The organism is Paenibacillus sp. JL3B1040 (assembly GCF_057063165.1).
In genome coordinates this window covers 3,984,924-4,006,079 of the sequence record NZ_CM169317.1, presented here as the reverse complement: position 1 = coordinate 4,006,079, position 21,156 = coordinate 3,984,924, and the positions used below count along the sequence as shown (strand labels likewise).

Sequence of the window (21,156 nt, the reverse complement as noted above, 5' to 3'; positions counted from 1 at the left end):
AGAAACCAGCTGTGAAGGACGGCTTTGCCCCAGCCTTTAGGGTAAAACCGTTCCTATCGCATGCGAAAGGATGGGAAGAGCGATGACGAGAAAAAGCTGGCTTGCGCTGGTAATCGCCAGTCTGTTGTTCACGTTAAGTCCTGTAGCAACGCCTGCGGTATCCGCGGCGGGAAACGGCAATCCCGGCAATCCCAACACCACGGCTTATTACGTAGCTGTAAACGGCAGTGATTCCAATAACGGGACCAAGGAGGCTCCGTTTCGGACCTTGGAGAAAGCCCGCGACGCCATTCGCGAGCTGAAAGCGGCGGAAGGGCTGCCGCCCGGTGGCGTCACGGTTTATTTGCGCGAAGGGCGCTACGAGCGATCGGCAAGCTTCGAACTGCGGGAACAAGATTCGGGCGCCGCGGGCAAACCGATTATCTATACGGCGTACCCCGGCGAGAAGGTGGTGTTGTCCGGTTCCGAACGTCTGGGGAAATCCGCCTTTGTTCCGGTTGCCGACGAGGCGGTGCGAAGCCGCATCATCAGCCGCGAAGCGAGGGAGAAGGTGCTGGTGGCGGATTTGGCGGCGCTTGGCATCACGGATTACGGGAACTTAAGCCGCCACGGCTATTACCTGGCCAACGATCTGAGCGAGGTGCCGCCGATGGAGTTGTACGTCAACGGGCAGGGCATGACGCTGGCGCGCTGGCCGAACGAGGGCACCGTCCAGATGGACGAAATCCTCGATCCCGGCCCAACGCGGAAAGACCCGAACGGGGAAGTGCATTCGCGAGGAGGAACGTTTACGTATACGTATGATCGTCCGCAATACTGGACGCAGGCGGACGACATTTGGCTGGACGGCATCTTCGGCTATAGCTGGGAGTGGTCGTACAACAAAATCGCCTCGATCGATCCGGCCGCCCAAACGATTACGCTCCGATACGGAGAGATGAGCGGAATCTTCAAGAACTGGTATCCCGATTTCCATTTTGCGCAAAACCTGCTGGAGGAAATCGATATGCCCGGCGAGTACTACATCGACCGGCAGGCCGGAAAGCTGTATTTTCTGCCGAACGCGGAATTTATGACGGCCGATCCGACGATCGAGGTGACGATGCTGAAGTCGCCGATGATCAACGCACTGAACGCCTCTTACATCAACTTCTCCGAGCTGATCCTGGAGAATGGCCGCGATTCGGCGGCGGTGTTCATGGGCGGCAGCCATATGAAGATCCAAAACAGCGAAATTCGCAACTTCACCAATAGCGGTGTACTGGTGAACACCCAAAGCCGGTTCTATTACAACGACTTCGACGGCGTTCCCGGCACGGACCACATGGTCGAAAACACGCATATCCACCATATCGGCGGGACGGCCGTCACCCTGACGGGCGGCAACAAAACGACGCTGTCGCCGGGCCGAAACGTCGTGAAAAATTCCCATATCCACGATTTTGCCTATTATCACAAGGCTTATAATCCCGGCGTCCTGCTGTCGGGCGTGGGCAACCGGATGCTGCACAACGAGCTGCATGATGCGCCTCATCCCGGCGTGTTGATTTTCGGCAACGATCACGTGGTGGAATACAACAACATTTACGATGTATGCAAAACGTTCTCGGATCTCGGCGCGATCTACATGAACGCAGGCGAAACGCCGCAGGAACGCGGGACCGTGATCCGGCGCAACTATTTCCATCATATCGGGGAGACGAAACCCGGGGTCGAAGGGGTCTATCCCGACAATTTTACGATGGGGCTGACGATCGATGAGAACATTTTTTATAAAATGGGCAACTCCGCGATCAAAAACAACGGGGGCTCGCACATTTTGACGCGCAACAATATTTTCGTGGACAGCAAGGTGCCTTACGATTACGCGGATTTGTATCTCGGCGACGATCCGGACGACCAGGTACCGAAGAATTACATGCCGAAATGGCTAGCCCTGTTCGCGGCCAATAACAACTTCGCGGGTACGCCATATTTGGAGAAGTACCCGGAACTGGCCGATTTCTTCACGGAAAACCGCTATTATCCCGACACGAATACGTTCCGGGGCAACGTGATCTACAATCCGGTGGTTCCGCGCAGTACGACGACGAACGAACACGGGGCGTACGACAAATTCGGGCTGGTTCAATATGCCGACAACTGGGTGGCGGAGGAGGATCCCGGCTTCGTCGATCTGGCGGGAGAGGACCTGTCGCTGCGTCCGGATGCGGAAGTGTTCGAGCGGCTTCCCGGTTTTCCGGATATCCCGTTTGATCAGATCGGCGTCCAAGGCAAAGCGGGCACGACCCTCGGCCAAGACAGCTACCCGGTACAAGGGGTCGCGGTTTATGACGACCACGTCACGGTCGACCGCTGGAAAACGGTGAAACTGAGGACGGCGATTCTGCCCTGGAATGCCGACAATCCGGCGTTGATTTTCACCTCTGCGGATCCGGCCATCGCCACGATCGACGGAAGCGGCATTGTCACCGGCCTGGCGGTGGGGCAGACGGTCATCACGGTCGCGTCGGCGGAAAATCCGCAGTTCTCGGCCACGGTGAACGTCACGGTGGAAGTCGGCGACGGCGTGATGGATTTCACCGATTTCGAATCGGGGGCGAACGGCTGGCCCCAGGATGCGAACCGAAGCATCGTCAAGGAAGGGGATAATCGCTGGTATAAGGTGCTGAACGGGGCTACGGCGTTAAGCTCCAAGTCGTTTTCGGAATACGAACTGAGCTTCAAGCTGAAGACGCCGGAGACGATCGGGGACGCTGCGACCTTGTATATCTTCGACCGCCAGGCAGGCAGCGGGTCCAGCCGGATCGGCTACAAAACCCGGGCGGACGGCAGTTCGGCCTGGCTGCTGTACGATCCCGCCTGGGCGATTCTGAAGGAAGTGAAGCTGCCGGGCCACGATTTGCAGCCGAATACGGAATATGAGGTCAAAATGCTCGTCAAAGGCGGCGACCTCAGCGTGTATGTGGACGGCGGACTTCGGCTGAAGGGCTACGATCCCGGACACAACGCCGAGGGGAAAGTCGGGTTTTACGTCGCCGGCATTAGCCATTTGCTGTTTGACGATATCCGGTTTAGAGCTTTGTCGACGGAGCTGGCCGGCATCCTTCCCGCCGAAAGCCGGGTTCGGATGATCCCGGGAGAACAGCGGCCATTGCAGCTTACATTTGATCCAACGGATACGCCGCAGACGGAGGTTACCTGGCAGTCGGCCGATCCGGCGGTGGCGACGGTGGACGCCATGGGCGTGGTGAGCGCCGTTTATGAAGGGGAGACGATCATCACGGCGGTATCCACGGCGAATCCGCTTATCCAAGCGGAGATTACGGTGACCGTATCCAACGTGATGCACGAGACGGACTTCGAGAACGGCGGCAACGGCTGGCCGGTCGATCCGAACCGCAGCATCGCGGCCGATCCCGACGGCAACCGCCGCTACAAGATTCTGAATGGCGCGACAGGTCTGCTGGACCGTGACTTCGAGTCCTATGCGCTGGAGTTCACGCTGAAAACCCCGGCCGCGATGCCCGATAACGGCGGCGTGATGTATATTTTCGACCGCCAGGACTCCGCCGGCTCCACCCGCATCGGTTACCGGACGCGGGCGGACGGAAGCTCCGGCTGGATCCTGTACGACACCAACTGGCAGAAGCTGGCGGAGGCCGATTCGCCGGGCCTCGACCTGCAGCCGGATACCGAATACGCGGTGAAGGTGGTCGTGAAGGATGGCGACGTCGCCGCTTACGTAGACGGCTCGCTGCGAATCGCCGGCACCGATCCGAACCACCGGCCATCGGGCAAGGTTGGGTTTTATGTCAGCGGGTTCGACTACCTGTTGTTTGACGATATTCGGGTATCGTTGAATCCGTGACCCTAGATTATGGGCCTTCGTCTTCCGGAAGCCTTAATGTGTATGAAATTTCAGATATATTCCTTTGAAATCGACGTAAACGGGGGAAATCTATGCGATTTTTCGTATAGATTTCCCAAAGCTATCGGGAGGTTGACCATGAAACGGTGCATATACCGGGCCGAAGGAGAAGAAGGAGCAGAGTGGGCGGAGATCTGGCGGGGGCCGGAGATTTCCCATGCGTTGGCCGAAGCGATGGAACGGCTGGAGGTGGATCATCTCAGCTTGTTCGCCGACGGGAATCGGTTCTATCTGTATTATGAATGCTTGGGGGAGGCGGTTCCGCCGGAGCGGCTGTTTATGGCGGCCGGTAAGCGGTTGATCGTGTGGCCGGGAGAAGAGACGGAGACGGGGACGGAGCGGCGTTGGGTGCCGATGACGGATATTTTTCATTACCATCAACCCGTTTACGGCATGCCCTGGCGGCTTCCCGGCCACCTGTCCGAACCTTACGGAAGGCTGGCCAGGCTGAAGCCCGAAGAAACTGCGAGCTACATCTACCACCATTATCAATATCAAGAGGAGCAGCCGGGCGACGGGGACAAATACGGCATCATCGGGCTGCATGAGAGCACGTTATTTTTCTATTCGGAGCAGCCTGCGACGCTCGAGCCCGCAACTTACGAAGGGAAGCTCGACACGTCGCTGAAGCCGGTACGCTGGGCCGAGGCGATGGAACCGCATTTTATCCCGTGGACGGGAGTTCCGGCAGGACAGGGGCTTTGGCGGAAGCTGGAGCTTGTGCTGCGCGCGGCGTTCCGCCGGACGGAGGAGGAGACACGATGCGTCATACGTTATGCCTGAACGGAGAATGGGACTTTATGCCGCTGTATGGCGAGCCGCGGCGCCGTACGCTGCCGGAATCCCTCATATATGAGGCGCAAAAGGTGAGGGTTCCCTCCAGTTGGAGGCGAACCTACGTGCAGGGGACGGGGAAACGTTTTGGCGAAATCCCGGAGCATGGTTTTAGCCCGATGGACCTGTACGGTTACCCGAAGGAATGGGACGACGCCGAGGCGGGCGTGCTGCACCGCCGCTTCCGGGTGCCGGAGCGGATGGCTGGCCAGCGGATCGCACTAAGACTGGACGGCATCATGCAAAAGGCCGTGATTTATCTGGACCGGCGGGAAATCGCCGAATGGGAGGACGGCTATCTGCCGCTTAGGCTCGACATTACCTCTTACGTGACGCCGGGACGGGAGCATGAGCTGCATCTCGTCTGCGGGAGCTTCGATCAAACGACGTTGCCCTCCGGCGCCGACAAGGTGACCGGACTGGTCGGTTCTTGGTTTGGCAGCGTATGCCGGGGGATCTGGCAGGACGTTTATCTGGAGAGCTACCCGGCGCTGGCCGTGGAGGACGTCACCCTGCGCACTTCCGTCCGGAACGGCCGGCTTGAAGCAGAGGCCGTCATCGGCGGGGCGGAAGGAATGGCGGCGGACACCGGGGATGGACCGCTGCGCGTCCGGCTTCGCGTTCGCGAGCTGGGGGTGCTGACTTCAAATCTTGCCGAGGGGTGTAATTCAGGGACGTCGGCGGGGTTGGAGCAGCAGGTGCTTGTGGCGGAACGGACGGTTGAGCCGGTTTCCGCCGAGGCAGTCGAGGGGTTGCGGCTGTGCGAGAACGAGCATGGCGGGGAAGTCTACCGCGCCACGTTCCGTCTGGACTGGGCCGACGTCAAGCGGTGGAGCCCCGATTCGCCGTTTCTGTACCGGGCCGAGTTCGAGCTGATGGATGGGGAGCGGGGGATCGACCGGCGCGAGGAAACGTTTGGTTTTCGCGAGTTCCGGTGCGAAGGCCCACAGTTTATGCTGAACGGAATTCCGCTGAACCTGCGCGGCGATTCTTGGCATTTTCAAGGCGGAGCGCAGCAGACGGAAGCCTATATCCGCAACTGGTACCGTATGTGCCGCTCCGTAGGGGTGAACAGCATCCGGCTGCACGCGGAGCCTTATCCGGCCGACTATCTTCGCATCGCCGACGAGGAAGGGATGCTGATCGTCGACGAAACGGCCATTTACGGCTCGAGCAAATCGATGCAGGCGGACCATCCCGACTACCTGGAGGCTTGCCGGCGACATGTGCGGCGGCTGGTGCGGCGCGACAAAAATCATCCGTCCGTCATCCTCTGGAGCGTGCAGAATGAGATGCGCTGGGTGGACGGGCGGGACGGCTTCAAGGAGCATCTCCCCGGCTTGATGGCCTCCATCCGAGAGCTGGATCCGACGCGGGCGATCATTGCCGAAGGGGATAACCGGCTGCTGCCCAAGGCGCATACGGAAGTGGAAAGCCGCCACTACAATATCGACGGGACGATCGGCCAATGGGATCGCACCGTTCCGCTAACCTTCGGCGAACATGGCGGCTGGTGGTACATCTGCCCGCAGAACAGCAGCATGTACGTCGGGCTGCGGGCTTATCGCGGCACGGACGAAAGCGCCTTGGGCTTGGCGGAGAAGGAGCGGCTGTTCGTGGAATATGCGCGCCGCCAGGGGGTATCCGGCCTGTCGACGTTTAACTTCGCCCACTATTTCATGCGGGCGATGCCCGAGCGGGACGTGATCCTGCCGCCACCGCCACCGTCGCCGTCCGGCCCGGACATGCCCGGCGTGAAACCGAAGGTTATCCCCGCCTATTCGCTGACGATCAACAACGGTCTGTTGCCGGAGGAAGAGCCGCCGTATCGGCCGAATCCCGCCTTTGCCGTCCTGGCGGAGGCGTTTAAACCGGCGACGATCCTCGCCGCCGAATACGACCGCTGCTTCTATGACGACCAGCCGGTCGACCGCAGCTTCGACGTGTACAATGACACGCTTTCGGGGCGAAGCGTCGTGGTGAAGTTTACCGTGAAGCAAGGGGAAACGCTTGTTCATGAGGAAAGCTTCGAGTTCACGCAAAGCCCGGCTGAACCGAAGGGGCTCCGGATCAAATGGCAGCCGCAGCCCGTCCAGTCGGAGGGGAGAGCGGAGCTTGCGGCCACGCTCCTTCACGACGGACAGCCGGTGCATGAGCTGCGGTTGAACTACCGGATCCTGACGGCCAGCTTGCGGAGCCGTCCCGTTCCTGTCCAGCGGCCGGTGGTTTATTGGGGGAATGACGCGGATTATGAGACCATCCACAGGCTTGTGCCCGGCTGTGAACGGGTGGATTGGGAGCAGTTGGCCGATCCCCGTCTGCCGACCGAAGGGCTCCTGGTCATCGGAAGTTACGCAGAGGATGCGGACGGCGCGTTGGAGCGGCTGCTCCAGGCGTATGTCGCGCGGGGCGGCCGGTTGCTGCTGTTGGAACAGAACCAGCTCTCGCTCGGCAAGCTGACGTTGTCGCGGCGCCCATTCCTGCGCGCCCATGCCGGGGATTACGGTCATCCGGCGCTCTCCGGGATCGGCGACGACGATCTGATGTTCTGGCAACCGGAGCTTGCCGAAGACGGCCCGCCGCCGATCATCCGCGCCGCTTTCGAGAAGCCGGTCTGCGGCGATTTCACGCTACTGCTGGAGTGCAGCGCGGGCGATTTCGGCGACGGCGGCGATCTGTGGTCGCCGCTGCTCGAATACCGGCGCGGCCGCGGCCTGGTGGTGGCCAATCAGCTGGAGCTGATGGCCCACGCGGATCGCGTGCCGCAGGCTTGCTTGCTGCTGCGCAACCTGCTTGCATATGCGGGCGGCGCGGCCGGGGAGCGGGACGGGGCGGAGGCGGCGGAGCTGCCGACCGCCGCGTTGGTGCGCCCCGGCGGCCTCGCCGCCGCGTTGCTCGGCCGGCTGCGGCTGCGGCACGCCGCGCTGGCCGATGCCGCGGCGCTGGCGGCAGCCGCGCCGCGCGGCCCGTTGGCGCCGGGCGATGCGCCGGCGCCAGCGCCTGGCGGGCATGGCGGGGGCCCCGCCATGCCGCCCGGGCAGGGCTTCGGCCTGCTGGTGGCCGAAGCCTGCCTGCTCGAGGCGCCGGGGGCGGCGGAAGCCGTCCGGCGCCATGCCGAAGCCGGCGGACGCGTGCTCGTCCTGCCGGCGGAACCCGGGCAGCAGGCGGCGCTGGCCCGCCTGCTGGACCGTCCCGTGCGCGTGACGCCGCACGAGACGTACCATTTGGCGGCGGACTACACGCACGCCGCCGCCCGCGGGCTCAGCCCGGTTGACCTGTTCGGCTTCGACAAAGTGTTCTTGTCGCCGCGGGAGGTCGTCAACCGGGCCCTCGCCGCCCACCGCTTGGAAGCGGCGGACGTCGCCGTCCTTTGCGCCAGCGTGGAGGGCACCGCCTGGAAGGATTACTTCGTGCGGGGACACACGGCCGAATACAGCCGCCAGGCGCTGGTGGAGCTGAACCGCCGGCAAGCCCGGCCATTCGGCGCGTTTCTGATTGAGGCCAAGGTGGGGCGCGGTACCGTGGTGTGCTCCCAGCTGTTGCCGGACCCCGAAAGCGAGAAGGCGCTGCGCTTGTATACCCGGCTGCTGGCCAATCTGGGCGCCTCTTTTGACGACGAACTTCTGGAAGAGGAGAAAGGCGACGGGGAATGGGCCGTGGAAGCCATGATGGCGCTGCCTTGTCCGGCTTACGCCGATGACGGCGCGATGAGAGCTTATTACACCGATCCGGAGTTTTCGCTGAACAATTTGGGGGAAGGCCTGTACGGCTGGATGCAGAAAAAAGAACGCCGCTCCACCGGCCTGCTCCATATCGCGAAGGCGGGGCGGGATCCGTGGTTTCTGAGCTGCTTTGTTACGGTGCCGGAAGAAGGGGAGGCTCCTCGCCGAGGGCGGCTGCGGGTACTCGCAGATGCCTCTTCCACGGTTGAAATCGTGATCAACGGTGAGCGGGTGCCGGAGCCCGAGCAGGAGCTGGTTCTGAATCCCGGATTAAACCGATTGATTGCCATCGTGCGAGGGGCTGGCGAGGATCTTGACTTTGGTTTGGTCTTCCTACATCCCGACGGGCGCTATATGAAAGATCTGTCGTATAGCTTGACGCTGGACGAGGTTGAACCCAAATAGACTGCCTCGACACCCTCGGGTTTACGGTAACGGACCTGAAAGACCTTATTTGCCCGAAAAAGCACCGTTCTCGTTTCTAGCGGACCGGAAAGCCGTTATTTGCTCCCAAATAGGTTTGATCGTACGTTTAGATGCTCAATAAGGTCTTTGGAGTCCGTTACAGCTGGAAATCGGCGTATTCCGGCTAAATAGCGGCGCTGAGGTCCGTTAGAAACCACCAAAGGAGTAAGGAGTGGATTCCCATGAAACCGAAAGACCCGCAAAGCTATTATTCCTTTCGCGACGCGGAAAAAGAAATCGAGTTCCACCGGCACGACATGCCGACTCCATGGATGAACTACTTGTCCAACGGCACGTTCCATACGATGTTGTCCCATGCGGGCGGCGGGGTCGCGTTTTACAAATCGCCGCAAATTTGGCGGATTACGCGCTACCGTTTTTTTCACCTGCCGATGGATCGCTCGGGCCCCTATATTTACATCCAGGACGCGGACTCGGGGACGTACTGGTGTCCCACCAACGAACCTGCCGCCGACAAACCGGAATCTTGGAAAAGCGCCCACGGCCTCGGCTACACCCGGTTTGAAGCGAAACGGGACGGGATCGCGGCCCAAACGTTGTATTTCGTCGGTCCCTACGAAAACTCGCTGATTTGGAAATTGACCTTGTCCAATGAAACCCCGGTAGCCAAAGAGCTGAACGTTTACGCTTACGTGGAGTTCGGGATGATGGAATTTATGCGCGAGCTGCAATGGCAATGTTACAACAAACATCAGGTCTCCGTGCAGTACCATCCGTCTGAGGCGCTGGTATACCGGTATGGCGTCGAAAATCAACCGAAGCCGGAAGAGACGCCGCTCGTTTATTTTGCCTCCGACGCGCCGCTGTCCGGGTATGACGGCGACCGCGAGGAATTTATCGGCAGCTATCGCAGCGAAGCCAATCCGGCGGCGATCGAAGAGGGAGGCTGCCGCGGGTCGACGCTGATGGGCGGAGACCCGTGCGGCGCGCTGCAGTTCAAGGTCACACTGCAGCCGGGCGAAAGCCGGACCGTCCATCTCTTTCTCGGCACGGCCCGGGATGAAGCCGAGGTTGGGCAGGCGCTGGCGCGCTCCCGGGAAGCCGGGTTTGCGGAGCATTCTTTTCAAGGACTTCGGTCTTTTTGGGACGGCTATCTTGGAGCGTGGGATTGCCGGCTGCCGGACCCGGACGCCGAACGGATGCTGAATATTTGGAATCCGTATCAGGCGCACCGCAACTTTCTGTTTTCGCGCAATATTTCCTTCTATGCCACCGGAACGTTCCGCGGCGTCGGGTACCGCGACACGTCGCAGGATATTTTGGCGGTCGTACCGTTCGATGGGCAGCAAGCGCTGGCTAAGCTTCGGCTGCTGCTCGGCCAGCAGTACCGGGACGGGCACGCGAATCATTACTTCTTCCCCCACGAGGGTTGGGAGCCGGTGACGAGCATTCATTCCGACGATCATTTATGGCCGGCTCTGGCGGCGTGGGATCTGTTGGCCGAAACCGGGGACGCCGCATTCCTAAACGCTGAAGTGCCTTACTATGATGGGGATCAAGGCACGGTATACGAGCACTTGAAGGCCGCCATCGAATTTACGGCGTCGAAGCTGGGGCCGAACGGCTTTCCGCTGATGCTGCGCTCGGATTGGAACGACCAGCTGTTCCGGGTGTGCCGCGAGGGCCGGGGGGAGAGCATTTGGACCGCCATGCAGCTCGGCTTGGTGCTGCTGCGCATGGTTGATCTCGCCAATGCCGCCGGTCATTCGGAGGATGCCGCAAAATACGAGGCCATGTATGAGCAGCAGCGGCAACTGGTCAACGGCCTCGGTTGGGACGGGCGCTGGTTCCGCCGCGCCATTATGGACGACGGCCGCTTTCTCGGCAGCGACGAGCACGATGAGGCAAAAATATGGCTCAACGCCCAAACCTGGGCGGTTCTGTCCGGGATGGCCGATCCGGAGAAAGGTTTGCAAGCGATGGACAGCGTTCGCGAGCTGCTGGACACGGAGCTTGGCCTCAAGAAAATCCATCCCTCCATCAGCACGTTTCCCGATCCCGCCGATCCTTTGACGAATTACAATAAAGGGACGGGGGAGAACGGGGCGGTCTTTTGCCATGCCAACACCTGGGCGATCATAGCCGAATGCCTGCTCGGGCGCGGGGACCTCGCCTACAAATATTACCGCCAATTGCTGCCGAACGTGGCCATGGACAAAGCCGGCCTGTGGCGGTACAAGGCGGAGCCCTATGTCTACGCCTCGAACTTGTTCGGGCCGGAATCCGACAAATTCGGATTGGCCAACGTGTCCTGGCTGACGGGGACGGCCGCTTGGATGTACGTCGCCGCGACCCAGTATATCCTGGGCATCAAACCTGTGCTCCAGGGCTTGTCCGTGAACCCTTGTATTCCATCCGATTGGGAAGGGTTTAGCGTGAAACGCAAGTTCCGCGGCTGCGATTATGAGATTACGGTTCGCAACGAAAGCCGGGTCAGCCAAGGGGTAAAAAGCATCGCCGTCGACGGCCTGCCGCTGGAAGGCACGGTGCTGCCGGCTTATCCCGGACGCTTGTCCGTCCGGGTCGACGTGGTCATGTAACGCTCGGGGATCCGGGAGTTGTTGGGTGGATGTGAAAATGTTCTATTTTGGTAAAAATGCGTATTTCTGTTCTATTCGGAACGTTGATTTGTTTCTATTCCGGCGAAGGGCGGCGTGATACGCTTGTACCGGTACCGGGAGGACCATGGTTATCGGGGATTAAAGTTTGCAAGCGATCTCAGTTTGAGGAGGCGGGAAACATGAAAAAGGGAAAAGGTTGGCGAATCGGGCTCTGGTTTGTTGCATTAACGACGCTGCTGCCGACAACGACGGGATATACAGCCGCGGAACTTACAGAGGTTCCTTACCCGATGGATTCCAGCAACCAGGCGGGATGGTGGTCGCCGCTGGATACGTACGGAACGGGAAACGAATACGCGTATATGGCTTATAATGCGCCGGGAAGTACCGCAGACAAGCATACCGTATATATCGCCAGAAGAGACGGAACGGGGGCTTGGAGCAACATCCCGGTCATGAACGGGTCCGTCGTGGCCGAGTATCAAGACGATGTGGGTCATAACCAGCCCTCCATCGCGAGGGACGGCAGCGGCCGGTTCCATGTGTTTGCCTCGATGCACGATAACAACTGGCGATATTTTCGTTCGGATACGGTAGGCGGAGCTCCCCAGAACCATTCGGCGGATCTGCCCGGTCCGGATATGAAAATATCCTATCCCATCGTTAAAACGGCACCGAACGGGGATTTGTATCTCTTCGCACGGGCGGCCAAGGATCCCGCAGGCAAACGGGAAGGCGTCCTGTTTCATTGGGACAACGCGGCTTCGTCCTGGAGCCAGATCGGAGTGATCGCGTCGACGCTGAATCGCTCCGTTTATCCGGACGACTTGGCTTTCGACGCCAACGGCGATATGCATATTTTGTTCGAGTGGGCGCATTTTGCCGCCAGCGCCTTGCGCCATGAGCTGTCGTACCTGAAGTACAGCCCGGCTACGGGCGTCTTCACCAAGGCGGACGGAACGCCGGTATCCATTCCGGCGACGTTGTCTACGGCCGATATCGTCCAACCTTTAGCCCCTGGCGAAACCTACGTGCAAAGCGGCGACGATCCGGGCGGACCCGGCGTGCAAAGCGCCAAACTGACGGTGGATTCCGCGGGAAGGCCGATCATCGCCTACCGTTACCGCGAGGCGGGCAGTGCGAATTTCGCGGTAAAGCAGGCGACCTACGTTGCGGGAGGCTGGGAGCTGCAAACCGTCTACGATGCCGGCGCGACGCGGGCCGCGGTGGACGTCACCTGGACCGGCACGGAAGCCCGAATTTATTACGTGAAGCAGAGCGGAACGGATCGGGCCTTCGTGGCCGTGAATCCGGGCGGAACCGGCTGGACCGAAACCTCGCTGGCTCCGGGCAAACCGATCGAACGGCTTGCGGTGGAGCGCAGCGCCAAAGGCGTGGATATTCTGTACCTGGTGGATATCCCGAATCTCAAGCTGTATTATGGCAGGAACAACTGAGCAAAACAGAAAGCTCTTGGACGTGGGCGTCCAAGAGCTTTCTCATGTTTTTTATAGTGGGAATTACGGCTCAACGCTTCACCCAAGCCAACTGCAAATCCATCTCCCGGATGCATTCGTCGGTATCGTATCGGTTGTTGTCGATGAGCGGAGTTACCGCGTAGGCCTGCATATCCTCCGCCGCATGCGGACGCAGGATCGGGTCCAGTGCATCGAGATCATTGATCTCTTCATCCAGCCACCGGGTCATGTCCTCGGGGGACAAAATCGCCGGCATGCGGCGCTCAAACTCCCCGATCAGCGGATTGGCGTCCGTCATGACGAGGGTGCAAGTCCGAAGCGGTTCGCCGCGCGTATCCCGCCAAATTTCGTACAGCCCGGCCACGCCGAACATGCCGCGGTTTTTCAGAACGACCCGTACGGGATATTCCTTCTTGCCTTCCTTCCTCCAATAATAGAAGCCGTTGCAGGGGATGACGCACCGCTGGGTGCCGATGATCCGACGATAGGTCGGATTCCGGTGGACGTTTCGCAGATCCGCGTTGACCGCGTCTTTTCCCCAATAAGGAACGAACCCCCAGCGGAACTCGTCGAGCACCCGCTCCCCGTCCTGCTGAAGCACGACCGGCGTCGGCTGCGTAGGACTAATGTTGAAGCGGTTCTTGTAGTAACACATCACCCGCCCGATTTGAAAATGCTCCTGAACCTCCGGCAGCTCGGCCGCCATGGAAAACCGTTGACACATAAAAGATCTGCCTCCTTTGATCGATTGGATGTAGTGTTTGTAAAAGGAGGAAAATCATGCTTGATAAGTTCTTTTTTTGATTTCGGAATGATGTATATCATGGATTCGCTTGTACTTCATGAGGATATATTCAAACCCGGGTCCTGTCCGTTAAGCGAAACGCGCTATGGTTCTTGCCTGATTTGTCACTCTGATCCATCATACCGATGGAAAGACAACGGGAGTGTGTCCTTTTCTTTTCCGGTACAGGCACGCCTAGGCCTCCGCCCACATACAATGAAATGACCCAAAATGAAGCGAGGTTGAATTCATTGTGATGTGAATCAGCAGGAGGTGTCATCTTTGCCCGGATTGTTTACCGCAATTGCTTTGTTCATAAAACAGCTGACTTTGCTCGTATCGTATGTGAAAAATAATGCGTTCCCGCAGCCCCTGACCGAGGAGGAGGAAACGAAGCATCTGCAGCGCATGGCGGAAGGGGACGCGGTGTCCCGCAATATCCTGATTGAGCATAACTTGCGGCTGGTGGCGCATATCGTGAAGAAATTCGATAACACCGGCGAGGACCTGGAGGACCTGATCTCAATCGGAACGATCGGTCTGATCAAGGCGATTGAGAGCTTCCGGCCGAATAAAGGGACGAAGCTGGCGACCTTCGCGGCCCGTTGCATCGAGAACGAGATCCTCATGCATCTGCGATCGCTGAAGAAAACGCGCAAGGACGTATCGCTGCATGATCCGATCGGAACGGATAAAGAAGGAAATGAAATCACCTTGATCGATATTTTGGGGACGGAAGCGGACGACGTGGTGGACCGGGTTCAGCTCAAAATGGAGAAGAGCAAGATTTACCGGAACCTGGATATATTGGACGCGCGGGAACAGGAAGTGATCAAGGGGCGTTTCGGGCTGGAGCATGGGGGAGAAGAACGGACCCAGCGCGAAATCGCCAAAGAGCTTGGCATCAGCCGCAGTTACGTGTCCCGCATCGAGAAAAGAGCGCTCATGAAGTTGTATCATGAGTTTTATAAGAAAAAATAGGGGAACTTCCAAACTAATATCGAAAATTATATGATAGGGGAAATGATGGGACGGTTACCTCACCGTCTCATTTTTATTGGCGATTGAGATTTTAATTCATCCAAGACTTCGGTTATGCCAATGCTTATAGCCAGTTATTGCCCGAAAGGGCAGATCGCGATGCACCTTCGGACGATGTTGACGTTTTCATATTCAAGTAAAATTCATGGAACGATGATGGATATATTACCTATAATGGAAGAGGGATCTCAATGAAAATCCTGGACAAGCTGAGACATTGGACATTAGACTCGATCAAATTCAAGCTCATCCTTCCGGTTGTTGTACTCCAAATTTTTAGTACGAACATCGGCCAACTGGTGAACTTCGTTTTCGATAAAGGGCGGGAAGTGATTGCCGATGCAGGTATGAACACGAACTATATGGATGGTAATATTGGCTTTTTTGTTTCTTCCGGCCTGAGTATCCTGATATCCGCGTTTATCTTGATATTTCTGTACGACCGCCTTGTTTTGAGAAGACTGCTAAAAGTAGTTGCATTTACGGAAAAGCTTGGCGATGGGGATTTATCCGTTACATTGAATTTTAAAGGGAATGATGATATCAGTCGACTGGGTTCCTCTTTGGTGAAGAGCTCGTCCAATATCCGAAATTTGGTTATGGAAATCGATAGGACATTTAATAATATGCACGCGACCAGCGGGCTGCTGCTTCATTCGACCCAAAATTCGGCAGACAGCATTCAGAGCATTCATGCCACGGCCTCGTTCCTCGCGGAAGATGCGCTTCATTTGATCCAAGAAGCCCAAACCGTGAATGAATCCATTGCTGAGATCAATCACACAAATGAATTATTGATACAGAAGATGGAATCCTCTTTATCCGCCTCGGCTGCTATGAAAAAAAGAGCGGATCGCATGGAAAAGGAAGGCATCCAATCCTTGGAACGGTCGCAGATGACCTATACAGATAAGCATAAGAATTTGCTTAAAGCGATCGAAGCGGGGAAAGTCATCGATGAAATCAATACCCTTGCTTCTAGTGTCAGGGATATTTCCGAACAAACCAATCTGTTAGCTTTAAACGCATCTATTGAAGCCGCAAGGGCCGGGGAGAACGGGAAAGGCTTCGAGGTCGTTGCGGGAGAAGTGAGAAAACTGGCGGGCCAGTCTGCAGCCGCGATAGCAGATGTGGATCGGTTGGTCGCGCAAGTCAGGGACGCATTTGGATATCTTGCGGAAAGCTCCCAGGATATTCTCAATTATATCAATCAGGACGTGCAGGCCGATTACGAGTTGCTGATTGAAACCGGACGACAATATCAACAAGATGCTCAGCTTGTGACCGCAATGTCGGAAGAAATGAATGCGGCTACAACAGCCATGAGCGGTTCGGTCATGCAAATTAGCTCCGTGATCGATAAGGTTGTCCAACGTTCCGCCAAAACATCGGATTATACCAATCAGATCAAGGACCGCTTGGGAGAGTTTAATATCGTGATTCAGGATGCTTCCCGATTCACGGAAGATCAAACCGCAATGTCTAACCAATTAAGCAGCTCGATTCAAAAATTCAGGTTATAGATCCTATATAATAGAATAAGAGAAAGGGGGGCTGGTTCATTGAATGACAAAAAGACCGGACTTGCGATGTTCAACGGGATGTTTGCTTCCAGGCTCCCGATTCTGATTTGGGTTTCGTTTGTCTATGCCGGGACGGTGGTGCTTCAGTTCCTAAGGGACCCGCAGATCTTGCCGAGCATTGCGTTTACCGGATTATTCACGGTCCACGTTCTGCTTCATTGGAATTCATATCGGGTGACGCAAAAGCAATTTTGGATCTATTTCACGGTACAAGGGATTCTGATCTTTTTTTGCGCGATTCTGATGCCGCAAGGATACCAAGCCGTGCTGCTCGGACTGCTGCCTGTTCTGATTGCTCAAAGTCTCGGCTTTTCCTTTCGTATCCACAGAGTTGTTTTTGTCTCCCTCATCAGTATCATCATCTTCTTTGATTCGGCCCTGACCGTTCATGATATGGATGAGATTTACGTCTTTCTTCCGATCTTCGTCTTAATGCTGATTATTGTAGTGGCTTATGGCATTTTGTTTTTTCAGCAGGTCAATGAACGGTTGCGGATTCAGAGCTTTCTGCATGATTTGCAGGAGGCGCATCAAAAGGTGGAAGAATTGACGTTATCCAATGAACGGCAGCGAATGGCCAGAGATTTGCATGACACGCTAGCGCAAGGCGTTGCCGGGTTAATCATGCAGCTGGAAGCTGTCGATGCCCATATGACCCAAGGCAATTCGGAGGGGGCGCACGCCATTCTCAAGCGATCTATGCAGCAGGCGCGCAGGACATTGGCCGAAGCGCGTCGAGCCATTGACGATCTGCGGCAGAAGTCGGCTCCCGACATGAACTTGAAAGAGGCGCTTGAAGATGAAGTCCGGCGTTTCGAAGAAGCGACGGGCATTTCCGTCGTCACCAATCTCCGAATCAATACAAAATTACCCCAGTTGTACATGGAGCACTGTTTGCACATCGTGAAAGAAGGGCTGACGAATATTGCCCGTCACGCCCAGGCGAGCAGGGTATGGTTAACCTTCTTTGGCGATGCTAAACAGCTATGGATCGAAATCAGGGATAACGGCGTTGGTTTTAATACGAACAATTTGGGGATGGATGCCGGACATTACGGACTTTTGGGAATCCAGGAACGGGCCAGACTGATTGAGGGAGAGATGAAGGTACTTAGCAGCGGGGAAGGAACAACGATTTCGGTCACGATACAGCTTAGTGAAGGTGAAGATGAATGAATCCTTATAAAATCATGATCGTGGACGATCACTTTGTGGTTCGCGAGGGACTTAAATTGATTCTGGAGACGAGCGATAAGTTTCAGGTTGTGGGCGAGGCTAAAAATGGTCAGGAAGCATTGGAACTGCTGGGTTCAATCAACCCGGATGTCATTTTGATGGATTTGAATATGCCGGTCATGGGCGGACTTGAAGCGATTCAAGCCTTAAAGGACAAAAATGATCCTACCCCGGTGATTATACTGACCACCTACAACGAGGATGAGCTCATGATCGGAGGCCTGGCGCTCGGGGCGAAGGGGTATCTGCTTAAGGATACGAACCGGGAAAACTTATTCAGGAACATCGAATCGGCGGTCAGAGGAGAGACGTTGCTGTCGGCGGATATCCTCGAGAGGGTAATGGCAGCCAAGTTGCAGAAGCCTCCGGTTTCAGCTAAGACGGAGTCTGCTTTGCTTAGCGATAAGGAAACTTATATTTTGCAAAGCGTCGCCAGAGGCTTTAAAAGCAAAGAAATCGCTTATGATCTCGGGATTGCGGAACGAACGGTAAAAGCCCATTTGACAAGCATCTACAACAAACTCGGCGTCGATTCACGTTCTCAGGCGGTAGCCACCGCCTTGGAACGCGGAATATTAAAAATGTAGATTTACAAGCATGCGAGAGCAATTATCCGCATGCTTTTTTTTTGCACCTATGTTGCCCGAAGGGGCAGTTTATCCTTTCCCTTTTGGACGATGCTGCAGACGCCTCCCCAGTGTAAGATAGGGGCTAGTGACCGGCACACCTAAATCTGAACAACTGAGGAACAGAGAGAAATGCCAAAAATAATGAATGAACGAGGAAGACTTCTTGTTGTCTTTAGTGTAGTTCTACTGTTGAAAAGCATGGTCGCCTGGTATGTCGTATTTAACGAAGGGCCGGGCTGGAGCACGGTGATTACGGAATTCCCGTTTTTTCTGATCGTGTTCAGTTTGATTGAATGGTTCGCCGCAAAACGAAAGATGTTGTACTACATGCTGTCTAACTTTCTGATGTCATTAATCTATTTTGCCGTATTGATGTATTACAAATACTATGGGGTGATCCCGACTTATCATCATTTGCGGCAAGCCCAAAAAATCACGCATTTGGGAGAAAGTACGTACTCCCTGATTGCACCGTACTATTTGTTTATTTTTTTGGATGTCGTTCTCTTCATCCTCTTTATGTTTCAGCCAAAGTATATTGCGAAATGGAAGCAATGGGGCGTGCAACCGCTCAGTAAAAAGGTACTTTCTTGCACATTATCCGTCTCGCTGGGACTTTGTATTTTCAATGTCTGGCCTAATCAGGCCAATATGAATGAAATCAAAAAGGCAGGGAGCATGGGGATTCTTAATTACGAAGTCTATACCTTGCTTGCCGACGCTTCTAATGACGAAGAAATGATAGACTCCAAAGACATTACGCAGCAGAGGATACAGTCCATAAAAGGTGTCACGATGCCGACGGTATCGAAATATTTTGGCCTTGATCAAGGGAAAAATTTGATTATCGTACAGTTGGAATCGTTTCAGAACTTCCTCATCGGTTTAACTTTGGACGGTCATGAGATTACCCCGAATCTCAATCGACTGGCTCGGGAGAACACGTATTTTCGTAACTTCTATGCGAATGCCGGACAAGGAACGACGTCGGATGCCGAATTCGTGGTGAATACTTCTTTCTATGTCCCCCCGAACGAGCCTGCTACCTCTTCGGATTACATGGAGAAGGATTTGCCGAGTTTGCCCCGGCTTCTAAATCAACACCAGTATTATACAGCCACTTTCCATACGAACCGTGTTGATTTTTGGAACCGAAACGATTTGTATAAAGCGGTCGGCTTTAAAACTTATTATGATGAGGCTTTCTTCGGCAAGGACGATTATATCGCCTTCGGCTCCTCCGATGAGGTGCTTTACAAGAAAACGCTGCCGGAGTTAGTCCGTTTGGATGCGAATTCGCAGCCTTTTTATGCCATGGTGATTTCCATGAGTGCACATCATCCTTATCATATTCCGGAGGAAAAGTACGGAATGACCCTGCCTGAGGAATACGAGGGTACGCTTTTGGGGGACTACCTTCGCGCGCAAAATTACGCGGACGATGCGATGGGGCAATTTCTGGAGGGTTTGAAGAATAGCGGCTTATGGGAAGATTCCCTCCTTGTTTTTTATGGCGATCATCAAGGTTTGCCGATGTATACGCTGAACCGCAACGAGAAAGATCTTCTGGAATCTTTGATCGGACATAAGTACGGTTACGCCGATATGTTCAACGTCCCACTAATTATCCACTCGCCGGGCGGGCAGTTGCCGAAGGTGGTGGCCGGCACGGGCGGACAAATCGATATACTTCCAACAGTGGCTAATTTGCTGGGTGTGCCGCTGAGGGATCAATTGTATTTCGGTCAGGACCTGTTCAATCAGAGCAGTAATCTGATCCCGCTGAGGCATTTTCTGCCGACCGGATCGTTTCTTAACGACACGAGTATTTATGTGACCGGCAACGATTATGAGGATGGAAGCAATTACAGTTTAGAAGATAATCATCTCATTCAGAACGGTTCCACAAAGAACCAATTCGAAGCGGGGCAACTGCTCTTGAATCTGTCCAACAGCTATCTTCGACAACTGCCGAACCGGGATGATTCTCGGTGAGGAGGGGCTGCCCGAAAGGGCAACCGACCGGAGCCCTTTTGGACGATGCGACTTGCACTTTTCAACTGTAAGATAGGGTCATGTTAGAAGTTAAGCTCACTTGAACGAGGAGGTGACGTGATATGGCTCGACTTTCAGTGATTGCAACGATCTATAATGAGAGGCGAAATATAAACGATCTTTACTTGGACATTATTGAAGCGATGAGAAACCAGCATGAAAACTATGAAATTGTGTTTGTGAATGATGGCAGCCGCGATGGAAGTTCGCAGCAATTAAATGAGATCGCTCAATACGACTCGCGGGTAAAGGTCATTCATTTGGCTCGAAATTATGGTCCGGCCGCAGCGATTTGGGCTGGAATCCGACATTCCGATGGAGATCTCATTGCATTAATGGATGCCGGCCTTCAGACAGATCCTCGGGATATATTCAGAATGATGCCGTTCATTGAAAGAATGGATTGTGTCAATGGCAGATGGAACGATATTCCGGAGTCATGGATCCAGAGGTTGTCTTACCGAGCCGGAAATCACCTTCGCAGATGGATCACCCGCGGGAAGCTTCAAGATTCGGCTTGTCCCCTGAAGTTATTCAGAAGGGAAGTAGCGGATAGCCTATATCTTTTCAAGGGGATGCACCGCTTTATTTCGACAATGGCGCAGATGAACGGATTTTCCGTCATTGAGGTGTCGGTCAGCTACCGCAAACGAAGAAACGGAGGCCCCAGACCCCATGTTCTGAAAAATATTTTTGCAGGATGCATGGACGCCGTGGTGGTTCGCTGCCTTAGCAAGCGAATGGTCCGTTACAAAATCAGGAAAGTACAGCAGTTTTCAAACTGAGTATCGACAACTGGATTCGGATAGGAATGAG

General features: G+C 55.6%; 12 protein-coding genes. 11 read left to right on the top strand and 1 reads right to left on the bottom strand.

What is annotated here, in order from left to right; genetic code table 11:
- Nucleotides 1-82 precede the first annotated feature (82 nt).
- The 5 genes from ACZF99_RS18110 to ACZF99_RS18090 all read left to right on the top strand — a co-directional run bounded on the left by ACZF99_RS18110 (nucleotide 83) and on the right by ACZF99_RS18090 (nucleotide 12,991).
- Nucleotides 83-3,871 (top strand): Ig-like domain-containing protein, encoded by a 3,789-nt coding sequence (locus ACZF99_RS18110; RefSeq protein WP_483606462.1) that lies wholly within the window; start codon nucleotides 83-85, stop codon nucleotides 3,869-3,871.
- 138 nt (nucleotides 3,872-4,009) lie between these two features.
- Entirely contained in the window at nucleotides 4,010-4,714 is a 705-nt protein-coding gene (locus ACZF99_RS18105) for a hypothetical protein (protein WP_483606461.1), read from the top strand.
- On the top strand, nucleotides 4,693-8,892 hold the full coding sequence (locus ACZF99_RS18100; RefSeq protein ID WP_483606460.1) for a glycoside hydrolase family 2 protein: 4,200 nt from the start codon (nucleotides 4,693-4,695) through the stop codon (nucleotides 8,890-8,892). The genes ACZF99_RS18105 and ACZF99_RS18100 overlap by 22 nt, the downstream gene beginning before the upstream one ends.
- A 242-nt stretch (nucleotides 8,893-9,134) precedes the next feature.
- Nucleotides 9,135-11,513, top strand: coding sequence for a GH36-type glycosyl hydrolase domain-containing protein (locus ACZF99_RS18095; protein ID WP_483606459.1), 2,379 nt, complete (start codon nucleotides 9,135-9,137; stop codon nucleotides 11,511-11,513).
- A 200-nt stretch (nucleotides 11,514-11,713) separates the two neighbouring features.
- Nucleotides 11,714-12,991: a BNR-4 repeat-containing protein gene (locus ACZF99_RS18090; protein ID WP_483606458.1), complete on the top strand. Its 1,278-nt coding sequence runs from the start codon at nucleotides 11,714-11,716 to the stop codon at nucleotides 12,989-12,991.
- A gap of 70 nt (nucleotides 12,992-13,061) precedes the next feature.
- Here ACZF99_RS18090 and ACZF99_RS18085 read toward each other — a convergent pair whose 3' ends face one another.
- Nucleotides 13,062-13,736 carry an SOS response-associated peptidase gene (locus ACZF99_RS18085; protein WP_483606457.1) on the bottom strand — a complete coding sequence of 225 codons (675 nt, stop codon included), beginning with the start codon at nucleotides 13,734-13,736 and terminating at the stop codon, nucleotides 13,062-13,064.
- Between the two features lie 342 nt (nucleotides 13,737-14,078).
- Between ACZF99_RS18085 and sigK the strand changes: the two genes are divergently transcribed.
- The 6 genes from sigK (at nucleotide 14,079) to ACZF99_RS18055 (ending at nucleotide 21,125) form a co-directional block, all read left to right on the top strand.
- Nucleotides 14,079-14,777 carry an RNA polymerase sporulation sigma factor SigK gene (sigK, locus tag ACZF99_RS18080; RefSeq protein ID WP_059044522.1) on the top strand — a complete coding sequence of 233 codons (699 nt, stop codon included), beginning with the start codon at nucleotides 14,079-14,081 and terminating at the stop codon, nucleotides 14,775-14,777.
- 251 nt (nucleotides 14,778-15,028) lie between these two features.
- The gene (locus ACZF99_RS18075; protein WP_483606456.1) at nucleotides 15,029-16,360 is read left to right on the top strand and encodes a methyl-accepting chemotaxis protein; all 1,332 of its coding nucleotides are present in this window, start codon (nucleotides 15,029-15,031) and stop codon (nucleotides 16,358-16,360) included.
- A gap of 39 nt (nucleotides 16,361-16,399) precedes the next feature.
- Nucleotides 16,400-17,596, top strand: a complete 1,197-nt coding sequence (locus tag ACZF99_RS18070) for a sensor histidine kinase (protein WP_483606455.1) — start codon at nucleotides 16,400-16,402, stop codon at nucleotides 17,594-17,596.
- Entirely contained in the window at nucleotides 17,593-18,243 is a 651-nt protein-coding gene (locus ACZF99_RS18065) for a response regulator (RefSeq protein WP_483606454.1), read from the top strand. The genes ACZF99_RS18070 and ACZF99_RS18065 overlap by 4 nt, the downstream gene beginning before the upstream one ends.
- Nucleotides 18,244-18,483: 240 nt before the next feature.
- Nucleotides 18,484-20,280: an LTA synthase family protein gene (locus ACZF99_RS18060; protein WP_483612823.1), complete on the top strand. Its 1,797-nt coding sequence runs from the start codon at nucleotides 18,484-18,486 to the stop codon at nucleotides 20,278-20,280.
- 122 nt (nucleotides 20,281-20,402) lie between these two features.
- Nucleotides 20,403-21,125 (top strand): glycosyltransferase family 2 protein, encoded by a 723-nt coding sequence (locus tag ACZF99_RS18055; RefSeq protein ID WP_483606453.1) that lies wholly within the window; start codon nucleotides 20,403-20,405, stop codon nucleotides 21,123-21,125.
- Nucleotides 21,126-21,156: the final 31 nt, after the last annotated feature.

Excerpts from the sequence above, each read along its gene's own strand:
- ACZF99_RS18085 (WP_483606457.1), bottom strand. The coding sequence starts at position 13,736 with ATGTGTCAACGGTTTTCCATGGCGGCCGAGCTGCCGGAGGTTCAGGAG.
- ACZF99_RS18095 (WP_483606459.1), top strand. The coding sequence starts at position 9,135 with ATGAAACCGAAAGACCCGCAAAGCTATTATTCCTTTCGCGACGCGGAA.
- ACZF99_RS18105 (WP_483606461.1), top strand. The coding sequence starts at position 4,010 with ATGAAACGGTGCATATACCGGGCCGAAGGAGAAGAAGGAGCAGAGTGG.
- ACZF99_RS18110 (WP_483606462.1), top strand. The coding sequence starts at position 83 with ATGACGAGAAAAAGCTGGCTTGCGCTGGTAATCGCCAGTCTGTTGTTC.
- ACZF99_RS18055 (WP_483606453.1), top strand. The coding sequence starts at position 20,403 with ATGGCTCGACTTTCAGTGATTGCAACGATCTATAATGAGAGGCGAAAT.
- ACZF99_RS18060 (WP_483612823.1), top strand. The coding sequence starts at position 18,484 with ATGGTCGCCTGGTATGTCGTATTTAACGAAGGGCCGGGCTGGAGCACG.
- ACZF99_RS18065 (WP_483606454.1), top strand. The coding sequence starts at position 17,593 with ATGAATCCTTATAAAATCATGATCGTGGACGATCACTTTGTGGTTCGC.
- ACZF99_RS18100 (WP_483606460.1), top strand. The coding sequence starts at position 4,693 with ATGCGTCATACGTTATGCCTGAACGGAGAATGGGACTTTATGCCGCTG.
- ACZF99_RS18090 (WP_483606458.1), top strand. The coding sequence starts at position 11,714 with ATGAAAAAGGGAAAAGGTTGGCGAATCGGGCTCTGGTTTGTTGCATTA.
- ACZF99_RS18075 (WP_483606456.1), top strand. The coding sequence starts at position 15,029 with ATGAAAATCCTGGACAAGCTGAGACATTGGACATTAGACTCGATCAAA.